Genomic DNA, 13,126 nt, shown 5'->3' on the forward strand with positions numbered 1-13,126 from the left:
CATTATTTACACTTGTAATTTAGTATTATAATTCAAAATCGATAAAACAATGAAAATAGAACAAATTTATACAGGATGTCTCGCTCAAGGTGCATACTATATCGAAAGTGAAGGAGAAGCAGCTATTATCGATCCTTTGAGAGAAACAGCCCCTTATATTGAAAAAGCTGAAAGAAATAACGCTAAAATTAAATATATTTTTGAAACCCACTTCCATGCAGATTTTGTGTCTGGACACGTGGATTTAGCTAAAAAAACTGGTGCTACCATAGTTTATGGCCCAGGAGCTAAAACTAACTATGACATACATGAGGGTACAGATGGAGAAACTTTTGAAATTGGAAAAGTAAAAATTAAAATTTTACATACGCCTGGTCATACTCCTGAAAGTACCACTTACTTACTTATAGACGAAGCTGGTAAAAACCATGCGATTTTCTCTGGTGATACTCTATTTATTGGAGATGTGGGGCGACCTGATCTTGCCATTAAATCTGATGTAACCCAAGAAGATTTAGCAGGCCTTCTATTCGACAGCCTTAGAAATAAAATAATGCCTTTAGAGAATGAAGTAATTGTTTATCCTGCTCATGGTGCTGGTTCGGCTTGTGGTAAAAATATGAGTAAAGAAACTTATGACACTTTAGGCCATCAAAAGGAAGTGAATTATGCACTTCAAGAAATGTCTAAAGATGAGTTCGTTACAAAAGTGTTGGACGGATTAACCAAACCTCCTCAATATTTTGCTAAAAATGCAAAAATGAACAAGGAAGGTTACGACAGTTTTGATGATGTGATGAAAAAAGGCGCTGTTCCATTGAGTTCTGAAACATTTGAAGAAATTGCAAATAGTGAAGGAGCACTCATTTTAGACACAAGACCTGCACAGGTTTTCAATAAGGGCTTTATTCCAAATTCAATTTTTATTGGTATTGATGGTTCATTTGCCTCTTGGGTTGGTACACTAATTACAGATATAAAACAACCAATATTAATCGTCTCTGATGAAGGTAGAGAAGAAGAAGTGGTGATGAGACTTTCAAGAGTAGGTTACGACAATTCTCTAGGATTTTTAGAGGGTGGTATCGAAGCTTGGAAAAATGCTGGTAAAGAAATCGATTCCATTACTTCAATCTCCGCAGAAGAATTGGCAAAAAGAAAAATCGATAATGCAGACCTTAACATCATGGATGTAAGAAAGCCAACTGAGTATCAATCTGAACATGTTGTGGGAGCAGATAACCAACCGCTCGACTATGTAAATGAGCATATGCAAGAGATAGATAAGGACAAAACCTATTACCTGCACTGTGCTGGTGGGTATCGCTCTATGATTATGGCTTCGATATTAAAAGCAAGAGGATACGAAAACCTAATTGATGTAATCGGCGGTTTTAAAGCAATTTCAGAAACCTCAATTGATAAAACAGCTTATGTCTGTCCATCAACTTTATAAATAATTAAAACAATGATTAATAAGCTTTTAGAGCGACTTTTTAAAGGACTAAAAACCGCACAGAATATGTATTATAAAAACGTAAATGCCAGAGATTTCAAACAATTAATTGAAGAAACTGAAGATGCAGTAATTATCGATGTTCGCTCAGAAGCCGAGCTTGCAGAAGGAAGTGTACCCGGACATCAGATGATTAATCTTTACTCTCCAGATTTTGCGAGTAAAATTGATAAGTTGGATAAAGATAAAACATATTTTGTGTATTGTAGAGGTGGTAATAGAAGTAGTTCTGCGTGTAGTTTTATGGCGACTAAAGGCTTTAAAAAATTATATAATCTTAGTGGTGGAATTGGTGCTTGGAACTCCAGCTTCGGTACTAGCAGAGTTTAATAATAAAAAAATTCCGGTGAAATGAATTTAGGGAGTTTCACCGGAGTTAACCTAGTAGATATGAAAAAGATACTAATCCCTACCGACTTTAGCGATGTTGCTTCTTATGCCATTGATATGGCTTTAAAGATTCAAAAAAGAATTGAAGCACAAATTACCCTGCTACATGTTGTAACACAGCAGGATGAAAATTCCCCATCTCAAAGCACTTCCAGTGAAGATAAACCAGCCTGTTTAAAAAAACTGGAAAAACTAAAAGCAGACTTTCCCACAAATATTGAGACTGTAATTCTCGAAGGAAAACTCAACGAAGTAATCATCAACTTTTTAGAAGATGGTCAATTTGACTTGGTACTTATGGGAACTAAAGGCACTATTGATAGAGAATTGGGTGGTTCCGAAACAGAGATTATAGTGAGAAGGTCAAGCGTACCGGTTCTATCTCTTATGAGCTGTTGCAAAAAAAGTGATTTTAAGAATATTCTATTCATTAATGATTTTAAAAATGAGATAGAAATTGAAGAGCTCAATATTCTAAAAACCATTGTAGCAATATTTGACTCTAAATTGCACTTTCTCAAAATAACAGATGACAACGAGAGTGAGTTGCTCATGGAGAAAAACATGTGTGACTTCGCAAGAAAAAATAAACTCGAAAATGTAAAAATGCATTTTTTTAGCAATGATCTAGGAATTGAAGAGGGGATAGAATCATTTCTGTCAAAAAATGATTTTGATATGTTAAGTCTCGGCACAAACCGCCATCTAGATTTTAACCATTGGAAAAAAAGTAGTATAGCCGAAGATTTGGTTAATCATATAAACAAACCAATTATTACTTTTCATTTGCCTGAAGAATAAATTTGTCATAATAAAAAAAGGAGACTTTCGAGTCTCCTAGTAATTTCCTTAGTTTCAGTTTAAACCCTATTTTCACTTGGTTTTAAACTAGTTAAATCTGCAATTTTAACAGGTAAACCAGTCTTTATACTATTTCTAGCTGCTACACCAATAAGGCAAGACATAGCACCATCTCTAGAACCAGCAGCTAATTTTAATGGGTCTGGATCATTTGGTGTTCTAAATATTTTGTCTTGTAATCTCTTGTCTCCACCACCATGTCCACCGCGGCTAAAGGCAACTTGTTCTGTTTTGTAATCTTCCCAATTTTTATGAACTATAATTGGCTCGTAATCAGTGTCAGAATTACCCTGAGACATTTCTTGCTTGTGTAATTCGTCTTGAGAAAGGCTATTTTTGTCGTTGTAAGGAATATCTAACCAAGCTTCTATTCTACCATCATGTCCGTTAAAGGCAATTCTCCAACCTTCAAATGGTGAGTAAGTAGTAAGTGAGTAATTTAGAACTATATTGTTGGCATATTTAACTTGTGCCGACATTTTATCATAGATGTTGATCGCATCTCTAAACAAGCAATTGTCACGAATATAACCGTCATACTTTTCATTGTTAGCGTAGAGATTCATCGCCATTTTATCTTTGGTTATGTCCCAATAGTACTTACAATCTTTCTGATGTAAACAACTTCTGCAATTAGCACCTCTTATTTTACCATTATTGCCATAATGTTCCAGATCACCCATAGCATAAACCTCAACAGGATCAGAGTCTAACCACCAGTTTACCAAATCGAAATGGTGTGTAGATTTGTGTACAAACAAACTTCCACTAGCTTGTTCCAAACCATGCCATCTTCTAAAATAAGATGCTCCATGATAATTATTTAAATACCAATGAAAATCTACTGAGGTAACTTTACCAATTATTCCCGCTGCTAGTAACTCTTTTATTTTAGTCATATAAGGGCTCCAACGATAATTAAAACCTACATAAACCTTTTTACCCGATTTACGCTCAGCTTCTAGAATTTCCTCGCATTTATACTCATCTGTTGTCATGGGTTTTTCTGTGAGTACATCAATGCCAGCTTCTAATGTTTTTATGACAAATTCGTGGTGGGTGGCATCTTTCGTGGTAACTATGACAAGTTCAGGTTTAGTCTTGTCTAGCATTTCATCGAAGTTTGTAAAGGTAGGGCAGTTCGCTCCGATATGTTTTTTGCCAAATTCTAATCTTCCTGGGTTTATATCACATAATCCCACAAATTCTAATATGTCTGAGTAGTTTTCTACTAATCTTTTTCCCCAAAATGAGACACCTCTAATTCCTGTACCAACTAGAACAACTCTTTTTTTTGCTCTTTGCGGAAATGAAAATGCGGCACCAGAACCTGCTAGTAAAGTTGCAGCTGTAGCCGCACTAGTTTTGTTAATAAAAGATCTTCTTGTTATTCCCTTTTCCATATTTAACTGTGAATTGTTTGTGAATTATAATTTATTTCATCGTACATAAAATTATAAAAATAAAAATTAGCGTACTTCCGCTACAGCTATTAATTTTCGCTGTTTAGAGTATTTAAACTAATTCTGAATAGATTATACACAGACGTGTTTATTCTTTTAATTAGTTTTAATTGTTTTACCTACCTATAACTACCTGAAAATCAAATATATATATATAATATGTATGACATCCATAAGGGTTTTTATGACAGTGATAAGGAAAAATATGGCATATATAAGGCTTTATATGACGGTAATAAGGAGTTGTATGACGTATTTAAGGGAGGGGGTATAAGCTTATTATGACATATGTAAGGAGCTGCTATTACAACAAGATTAAGATGCATCACTACCTATATATGACATATATAAGGTGTCTGTGCTATGACTTTTTTAAGGATTTAAGCAGAAATAATAAAAATGGAGGTATTTAAAGCTTAAGTATGACATATATAAGGTGTTTACATCATGTAGACTCACATTATTATGATTTAATAAAATAAGTGACTTAATAATGTCATTTTTAAACTTCATTTAAGTAAATCATTGTTCATGTCTCATTTTAGAAAACTTACAAGCGTTGAATCTTATATTTTTATTACTTGTTGATGTATATCTACTGGTAATCAATTAGTTATAATTTTTTGTAAACAATTCACAGTTAAATATGGGAAAAGGAGGTGGATCTAATATGACAAAGATAAGGGATAATTACAGCTAATATGACAAAAGTAAGGTCAATTTTATGACTGAGTCTACTATAGTGTCATATTAACCCCTATATTCGAAAAAATAAGAATGAAACTATGTCAACTTCTAACCCACACCTTATTGTAAAGAGTAATAAGTTAATCAATGCACACTTAAATGGATTGACTCTTACTCAATTGAGATTTCTTGAGATTTTGGTGGCACAGTTAGATAGAGGACAAAGTGAATTTAGCAAGCAAAAAGTATATCTGAACGATTTTGTGAAAGACATTGGTACTAATAACAAAAACGAGTACCAGAGAGCCAGAGAAGTCACAAAATCGATGATGAAACACGTTATCGAGATTTTTGATGATGATGAAGGCTTGAAGCAAAGAAACATTTTTCACTCAGTCGATTTTCCTAAAGGCAAATCGTATGTAGAAGTTGTTTTTCATCCACATCTTAGACCATACCTATTACAATTAAAGGAAAAGTTTACAGCATATGATATTAGAAATACTCTCCATTTAAATAGTGTATATGCTGTGCAGATTTACCAGCTTTTAAAACAGTATCACCGAATTGGCACGCGTGAGTTTGAATTAAAAGAGCTTAAGAAGATTCTTGGTGTAGACAACAAATATAAGTTGTATGCAGATTTTAAGAAGCGTGTTTTGATAAGCTCTCAAAAAGAACTTAAAGCAAATTGTGACATCACTTTCACATTTAGAGAGAAAAAAAGAGGCAGAAAGGTTTGTGCAATTTTATTCCACATAAAATCTCAGTTGAAAAAGCGAGATGAGGAGTTGTTAGATGAATTTGAAACGAGCATATCTGATACCGAAACATTGGAAAAAATTCTGATGGAAATGGGATTGACCCACAGACAGATCGAAGATTGTTTAGCTAAATATGCTAGCGAAAAACTTTGGGAGATTATAGAATATACAAGAGAGCGTTTTAGTGCTGGTCAAGTAGAAAACCCAGCGGCATATTTAATGGCTTTGCTTAAAAAGGAGGTAACTATACAGATGCATCCTTTAAGCGATAATAATGGAAATGATAAAAATGGGAAATCACATAAAAAGCCATCTAATGATGTACAGTTTGTACAAGAAGTAGAAATTGTTGAAAAATATAAAAAAGAGTTTGAAGAGTTAAGAAAAACTACTTACGAAAAACTTGTTCAGAACGCTACTCCTGAAGATGTGAAACGTTTTGAATCTTATGCCAGAAGAATACCTTTTTTAAAGAGTAAGTTTTTTAATGAAGGCAAACTAGATTTAAACCATCCTGATTTTGATACTTGGTTGGGTAGCCATCTAGCACCAGATTTTGATGAAAGTTTTATTAACTGGATGAAAGAGCAAAAAGGCTATCATTTAAAGAAAACAGACGGAGACACTTATAAAATTGTTGGAAAGCAAAATTCTTTATTTTAGACACTTCCCCTTAAATCTGTCATAAAAAAAATAATAAGGCATTTTTTCTATCCAGATAAAAAAAATGCCTTTTCAGTTTAAAAATCTGCACATTCCCTTTAGTTTAAGACATTATTCTCCATTTATCGCCTTTTTTATGGATATATTTGTTTTAACCAATTAATGAAAATCAGATTAATAACTGTAAATCTAAATTGAAAAACAAATGAAAAAAACTACACTTCTACAGGCAGTATTAAGCCTTTTGGTTTACCTGTTTGTAGTAAACAACACCTTAGCTGATAACCCAGCACCCAATTGGCAAAAATTGTTTAATGGAAAAGACCTAAAAGGCTGGAAAAAACTTAATGGAGATGCAGAGTATAAAATTGAAGGTGATGCCATTGTTGGTATATCCAAATTGAATACTCCTAATACTTTTTTAGCTACAGAGAAGATGTACTCCGATTTTATTTTTGAGGTAGATGTGATGGTAGACAATCGCTTGAACTCAGGAATACAAGTAAGAAGTAACTCAATGGAATCTTACAACAATGGAAGGGTACATGGCTACCAAGTAGAAATTGACCCAAGTACAAGAGCTTATAGTGGTGGTTTGTACGACGAGGCAAGAAGAGGTTGGTTATACCCATTATCTAGAAATGATAAAGGTCGTAAATCTTTTAGAACTGGTGAGTGGAATACCTATCATATTGAGTGTATTGGTAATAAAATTAGAACTTGGGTTAATGGCGTAATGTGTACTAATTTGGTAGATGATGTTACCAGCGAAGGTTTTATTGCTTTACAAGTGCATGCTATTGGGCAACCAGAACAAGAAGGTACTGAAGTACGCTGGAAGAACATTAGAGTTTTAACAGAAGATTTAGAAGCAAACAGATGGAAACCAGATCCAGATGTAGATGAAGTTAGCTATTTGAAAAATGAGTTAACAGAAAAAGAAGCTAGAGAAGGTTGGAGACTTCTATGGAATGGTAAAGACAGTGAAGGTTGGAGAGGAGCAAAACTAGATGAGTTTCCAGAATCTGGTTGGGAGATGAAAGACGGTGAATTAACAATCTTAGCTACAGATGGTGGTGAATCAACCGGCCCGGGAGATATTATTACAACAGATCAGTTTAGCTCATTTGAATTAGAACTTGAATTTAAAATTACAGAAGGGGCAAACAGTGGTGTTAAGTATTTTGTAGATCCTACTTTAAATAAAGGTACTGGTTCTGCAATTGGCTTAGAGTTTCAGATTTTAGATGATAGAAAACACCCAGATGCAAAAAAAGGTGTATCAGGAAACAGAACATTAGGTTCTTTATATGATTTAATTCGTGCAGATAATCTATCAGTACCAGGTAAAGGAAAAACGTTTAGAGGAGTTGGAAGCTGGAATAAAGCTAGAATTGTTGTAAAAGGGAACCATGTTGAACACTGGTTAAACAATGAAAAAGTTGTAGAGTTTGAGAGAGGTAGCCAGATTTTTAGAGCTTTGGTTGCATATAGCAAATACAAAGATTGGGAAAACTTTGGAGAGTATCCAGAAGGGCCAATTTTATTACAAGACCACGGAAATACAGTTAGTTATAGAAGTGTAAAAATTAGAGAGTTTTAAGTAAAACCTCATAAATAATATTTAAAAGGCTGTTTCAATCGAGACAGCCTTTCTTTTTTATGCTATAAAAGTCCAATGTTAAGTTTTTACCGAAACCTGTCTATTTGCTTTAATGTTAATTCAGTATTAATTAAATTCACATTTAGTTAACATTAAATTCAAATAAAATGGATGAAACCCAAAAACCTGAGGTAAAAGAAGAAAATAAAAAAGCCCCAACAATTAGAAAGAGAAGAACAACTAAACGTAAAACTACTGCAGCCAGCGATGCTAAAAAAGTACCAGTTAGCAAAGTAAAAGAAGTACAGACAGAAACTCCTAAAGCTGAAGAAACTGTTGAAGAAAAAGTAATCGAGAAAAAAGTAGAAACGACTCCTGAGACTTCTTTGGAAGATATGGCAAAGGCACTTATAACTGCTATAACAGAGGGAGACAAGAAGTCATTAAAAAAGAAAATTAAACTACTCGATAAATCTCTAAAAAAAGAAAAAGCAATTAAAGAGGAAATTGCTAAGTCTTTAAAAAAGCTAGAGAAATACGAATCTAAAATAACAAGTTATACAGAGAAGATAGCTTCTTTTGAAGCTGAGTGCTCATCAATTAAAGAAAAATGTACTGCTCTTAAAACTGAATTAGAGGAGCATAAAAAAGCCTTACAAGAAGAGCTTGCTAGTTAAGCAGCTTCTTTATAAAAATATAATGCCAGAATAATCTGGCATTTTTTTATCTTTTTCTTTTCCATCTTTTGTGAGACCAAAGCCAGTAAGATGGGTTTTCTTTTATCTGATTTTCGGTTTCTGTAATATATCTATCTAGAATTTCTGTGGTATCTTTTTCGTAAGGAGGCTCACCGAGTGTTTTAAATTCGACTTCATAAAATCCTCTTTTCGGTGAGGTAATTTTTAGGAACAGTACAGGAATATTTGTTTTCGCTGGAATAATTCCCGGTCCCTTGTAGAATGGAGTATCCTGATGTAAAAATTCGGCCCAATAAATATCAGATTTAACCCTGCCTGGAGGTGTTTGATCTCCATTAATTACAATAAGCCTTTTTTGCCTACTTCTTCTAATAATTTCTCGTAAAGCATCTCCTTTCTTAATGGGGGTTCCGCCAAATTTGGAGCGAGTTTTAAACATTAAGTCATCTAAATTATCATTAGATAGTTTTTGGTAAATAACATCTACTGGATAGGGTAATTGTAAGCAGCCTGCCAGTAGCGCCCATTCCCAGTTAAATTGGTGTGTTGCAAGTACAAGTAGCGATTTTTCTGTTTTATAATGATCTTCAACTACTTCTATATTTACAAATTTAATTCTTTTGTTAATCTCTTCTGCTGAGATCGTAAATGACTTTAATACCTCAACTGCGAAATTGGATAGATGCTTATAAAACCCTTTAGATATTTGTTTTAACTCTAATTCATTTTTTTCAGGAAAAGAGTTTTTTAAGTTGGTCATCACTACCTTTTTTCTGTAGCCTACTATATAATATGCTAAAACGAACAAGAAGTCTGCAAAAGCATAAAGTATTGGCATTGGTAGTCGTGATAATAATTTTACTAAGAACATAATTTTAATTAATCAAAACTAGTTTGGACTGCCAAAGATAGACTGATTAAAACATTAGCCCATAAAAAAATAAAAAATGCTTACAAGAGAATTCCTGTAAGCATCTAAAAGAAGGATAAAAATATCTTTATTGATCTGCTTTTTTCGATGGAAAGATTCTTACTAATAATCCAGGGCTTTCCATAGCAACATAGATATATCCATCAGGAGCTTGTTCAACAGCTCTAACTCTACCCATGGTATCTAATATTTTTTCTTCGTGAACTACTTTGCCATCTTGTACTTCGCATCTAGCTAAATAGCGGAATTTTAGTGACCCAACAAGTAGGTTGTTTTTCCAATGAGGATATTTCTCGCTAGTTACGAATGCCATACCACAAGGAGCAATTGATGGATCCCAGTAATGCATAGGTTGTTCCATACCAGCTTTTGCTGTATCTTCAGTAAGAATGGTGTTATCGTAGTTAATACCATACGAGATTACAGGCCAGCCATAATTGGCACCGGCTTTAATAATATTTACTTCATCGCCACCTTGAGGGCCATGTTCGTGTTCCCAAATTTCGCCAGTTACAGGGTGTTTGGCTAGTCCTTGTAGGTTTCTGTGTCCATAAGAATAAATGGAAGCAACTGCTCCTTCTTCATTTACAAATGGATTATCTTCTGGTATTTTACCATCGTCATATAATCTGTGAACTTTACCACAAAAGTTTTCGATAGATTGAGGGTTTGTATCTCTTTCACCTCTGTCTCCAACAGTTATATACATGTATCCGTCATTATCGAATTTAATTCTGCTACCGAAGTGATAGTTTTTTTCAGTGAATGGAGTTGCTTGAAAAATAACTTCTTGGTTTGTAAGAGCATTCCCTTCAAGTTTAGCACGCATAACAGCAGTATTACTACCACCTTCGCCCTTTGCAGAATAAGAAAGGTAAAGTAAGCTGTTATTTTCAAAGTCTGGGTGTAACTCAATATCCAATAATCCACCTTGGCCTTCAGCAAACACTTCAGGTAAACCAGTAATTTCTTTTGGAAGTAATTTACCATCTTTGACCATTCGTAATCTACCAGGTCTTTCGGTAATTAGCATAGAGCCATTGGGTAAAAAAGCCATTCCCCATGGGTTTTCAAGTTCAGTTGCGACTGTATCAGCTATGTAATCCAGTTTTTCTGAGTTGGTTACAGCAGCGCTGTCTGAGGGAACATCAAAATAAGTGAGTGTGTTTTCTTCTGAGCTAATTACGCTTTCTTCCTGACTGCAGGCGAAAAAAGAAGCTAGAAAAAAAATAATCAGAGTATTTCTGTTTATCTTCATTTGAGTAAATAATTAAAAAAACAGGTGAGTATATATTAGTTTTGTAAAGATAATAATTATGGATGCAATTAATATTAATGATAAATTTTCTAAGATAAAGAACTTTTGGAGCCCTGGAATAATTGGTGAACTAAACGGCCAGTATGTAAAGTTAGCTAAGTTGAAGGATGATTTTGTATGGCATAGTCATAAAGGTGAGGATGAGTTGTTTATGGTGATTAAAGGAGTGTTGTATATGCATTTTAAGGAGAAAATTACTGTTGTAAAAGAAGGTGAGATATTGATTGTGCCAAAAGGAGTTGAACATAAACCTGAAACAAAAGGTGAAGAAGTACAGGTTCTGTTATTTGAACCAAAAGATACATTACACACTGGTGAAGTAATAGTTGATAAAACTAATAATAGCCAAGAGTGGATTTAGTGATTTAATAACTTAAGTGTCTAATTAATCTAACATTCAACAATAAAACATTCAACCACATGCAGTAGAGAAAATACTGTATTAATGGAATGAGTAATGATAAACAACATATCGATTCACTAATTGAGAAAATTGCTTTAAAACGAGATAAGAAAAGTTTTGAATCTTTTTTTAATATATTTTATGTTGAATTACACGCAATAGCTCTCCATATAGTAGAATCAGATCAATTTGCCAGAGAAGCAGTAAACGAAGTAATGCTTAAAATTTGGGAAGGTAAAAAAGAAATTTTTAATATAACAGATGTAAAGGCTTACCTAAGAAAGGCAGTAAGAAATCAGGCAATTGATATTCAAAGAAAGAATAAGAAGCATACCATAAATATAAACCTTTCAACAGTTTCTGAAAAAGATAACCCATTAGCAGAAAATCCAGAAGATGTATATCTATATCAAGAGATGCATAACTCTCTTAACGCATTGATAGAAAAAATGCCAGAAAAAAGGCGAGCAGTTTTTTATTTGGTTAAGTTTTCTGGGAAGAAATATAAAGAAGTTGCTAAAATTCTAAATATTTCTGAAAAAACAGTTGAAAAACACATGCGAGAGGGCTTTAAGTTTTTGATTGATAACAATTGCGATTTTTTTAATAAGCCTCCTAAGAAAAACTCTATTAAAAATAAAAGTTTGATTATCAGTATTATAGTACTGGTTCATCAAGTTTTTTTATATTTATTTTCAAAATAGGGTAGGGTATTTTGGTTTGACTTTCGTCTTATTTATAAGAGGTTATCTCAATTTTATATATGACAGACGAAATATTAAATATCATTTTAAAAAGCTTAAATAAAGAATCTTCAACAGAAGAGAATTTATTGCTTGAGAGATGGCTTCTTCAAAGTGAATCCAATCAATTTTATTACAAACAATTTAAGAAAAATTGGACGAAAGATTCAGCGAAGCTAAACAATGAAAAGGCAAAGGCTTGGATAGAATTAACAGATAAACTCGAAAAAAATCAGCCCAAAACAATACTTCTACAAAGTAGAAAAATAATATCTTGGGCTGCAGTTATAGTTTTTGTTTTATTTTCAGGTTATTTCGTTTATTTTCAAGTATCTGAATCTCAGAATAACCAAGTCCAAACACAACTTACTTATCAAACAGTATCTACTGTTAACAGCCAACTAAAAGAAGTAAAGTTACCTGACAATACTATTGTTAAATTGAACAACAATAGTCGAATTGAATTTCCTAATGAATTTGATGGTAGAACAAGACAAGTGAAATTATTTGGAGAGGCTTTTTTTGAAGTAGCTCATAATGCAGCTAAGCCATTTATAGTCCAAACCGAAAATTTCTCTGTGAAGGTCTTAGGTACTTCATTTAATATTTATGCATACAAAGAAAGCACATTACAAAATGTATCTGTCTATACCGGTAAGGTAAAGCTTACTACTTATAAGAGTCAGCAAGAAATATCTTTGGTAAAAGGAGAAAGTGCATCATTAAATGTTGAGTCTGAAGTATTAATTAAAAAAGATAGTAATCCTGAGATGGTAAAATGGATAGATGGAGTATTAGTATTCGATGGAGATAAGTTCGATGCAATAGTTCAAAAAATAGAACGCCATTTTAATGTGAAGTTTAAAATTACCAATAAAGATATTGATTATGATAAAGCTTTTGTTGGCTCATTTAAAAAGAGTGATAAAGTAAGTGATGTTTTGGAGGTACTAAAGTATTACTATGATTTTAATTATAAGCTAAAAGATAAGAATCTAATAATTATCAATTAAAGAAACACGGTTAATAATTAGCCTTTGGTCGGGAGTAAATATTAAACCGTGTTTTTAAAATAAAAAGGGTAGT

At 33.1% G+C, this 13,126-nt stretch carries 12 protein-coding genes; 9 read left to right on the top strand and 3 right to left on the bottom strand.

All coding sequences use genetic code 11. The features are described from left to right. The first annotated feature begins 49 nt into the window (after positions 1-49). Genes OQ292_RS36245 through OQ292_RS36255 form a run of 3 tightly spaced genes read left to right on the top strand, consistent with a single transcriptional unit; the run spans position 50 to position 2,707 of the window. Entirely contained in the window at positions 50-1,456 is a 1,407-nt protein-coding gene (locus OQ292_RS36245; protein ID WP_284689039.1) for an MBL fold metallo-hydrolase, read from the top strand. Positions 1,457-1,468: 12 nt separating this feature from the next. Beyond that, positions 1,469-1,846, top strand: a complete 378-nt coding sequence (locus OQ292_RS36250) for a rhodanese-like domain-containing protein (protein ID WP_284689040.1) — start codon at positions 1,469-1,471, stop codon at positions 1,844-1,846. Positions 1,847-1,906: 60 nt separating this feature from the next. Next, a complete protein-coding gene (locus OQ292_RS36255) occupies positions 1,907-2,707 on the top strand; it encodes a universal stress protein (protein ID WP_284689041.1) in 801 nt (266 codons plus the stop codon). 59 nt (positions 2,708-2,766) lie between these two features. Here OQ292_RS36255 and OQ292_RS36260 read toward each other — a convergent pair whose 3' ends face one another. Then, the gene (locus OQ292_RS36260; protein ID WP_284689042.1) at positions 2,767-4,170 is read right to left on the bottom strand and encodes a Gfo/Idh/MocA family oxidoreductase; all 1,404 of its coding nucleotides are present in this window, start codon (positions 4,168-4,170) and stop codon (positions 2,767-2,769) included. Between the two features lie 845 nt (positions 4,171-5,015). Here OQ292_RS36260 and OQ292_RS36265 point away from each other — a divergent pair. The 3 genes from OQ292_RS36265 (at position 5,016) to OQ292_RS36275 (ending at position 8,624) form a co-directional block, all read left to right on the top strand. Beyond that, the gene (locus tag OQ292_RS36265; protein WP_284689043.1) at positions 5,016-6,344 is read left to right on the top strand and encodes a replication initiation protein; all 1,329 of its coding nucleotides are present in this window, start codon (positions 5,016-5,018) and stop codon (positions 6,342-6,344) included. A 205-nt stretch (positions 6,345-6,549) separates the two neighbouring features. Then, entirely contained in the window at positions 6,550-7,947 is a 1,398-nt protein-coding gene (locus tag OQ292_RS36270) for a 3-keto-disaccharide hydrolase (RefSeq protein ID WP_284689044.1), read from the top strand. 167 nt (positions 7,948-8,114) lie between these two features. Then, positions 8,115-8,624: a hypothetical protein gene (locus OQ292_RS36275; RefSeq protein ID WP_284689045.1), complete on the top strand. Its 510-nt coding sequence runs from the start codon at positions 8,115-8,117 to the stop codon at positions 8,622-8,624. Positions 8,625-8,670: 46 nt separating this feature from the next. Here the strand turns inward: OQ292_RS36275 and OQ292_RS36280 are convergent, their stop codons facing one another. Beyond that, positions 8,671-9,516, bottom strand: coding sequence for a lysophospholipid acyltransferase family protein (locus tag OQ292_RS36280; RefSeq protein WP_284689046.1), 846 nt, complete (start codon positions 9,514-9,516; stop codon positions 8,671-8,673). A 127-nt stretch (positions 9,517-9,643) separates the two neighbouring features. Beyond that, the gene (locus tag OQ292_RS36285; RefSeq protein WP_284689047.1) at positions 9,644-10,834 is read right to left on the bottom strand and encodes a PQQ-dependent sugar dehydrogenase; all 1,191 of its coding nucleotides are present in this window, start codon (positions 10,832-10,834) and stop codon (positions 9,644-9,646) included. 58 nt (positions 10,835-10,892) lie between these two features. Here OQ292_RS36285 and OQ292_RS36290 point away from each other — a divergent pair, with 58 nt between their 5' ends. The 3 genes from OQ292_RS36290 (at position 10,893) to OQ292_RS36300 (ending at position 13,053) form a co-directional block, all read left to right on the top strand. Next, on the top strand, positions 10,893-11,255 hold the full coding sequence (locus OQ292_RS36290; protein WP_284689048.1) for a cupin domain-containing protein: 363 nt from the start codon (positions 10,893-10,895) through the stop codon (positions 11,253-11,255). Between the two features lie 89 nt (positions 11,256-11,344). Beyond that, positions 11,345-12,001, top strand: coding sequence for an RNA polymerase sigma factor (locus tag OQ292_RS36295; protein WP_284689049.1), 657 nt, complete (start codon positions 11,345-11,347; stop codon positions 11,999-12,001). 59 nt (positions 12,002-12,060) lie between these two features. Continuing rightward, a complete protein-coding gene (locus tag OQ292_RS36300; RefSeq protein WP_284689050.1) occupies positions 12,061-13,053 on the top strand; it encodes a FecR family protein in 993 nt (330 codons plus the stop codon). The last annotated feature ends 73 nt before the right edge of the window (positions 13,054-13,126 follow it).

The sequence above is a fragment of the Chondrinema litorale genome (genome assembly GCF_026250525.1).
GTDB lineage: Bacteria > Bacteroidota > Bacteroidia > Cytophagales > Flammeovirgaceae > Chondrinema > Chondrinema litorale.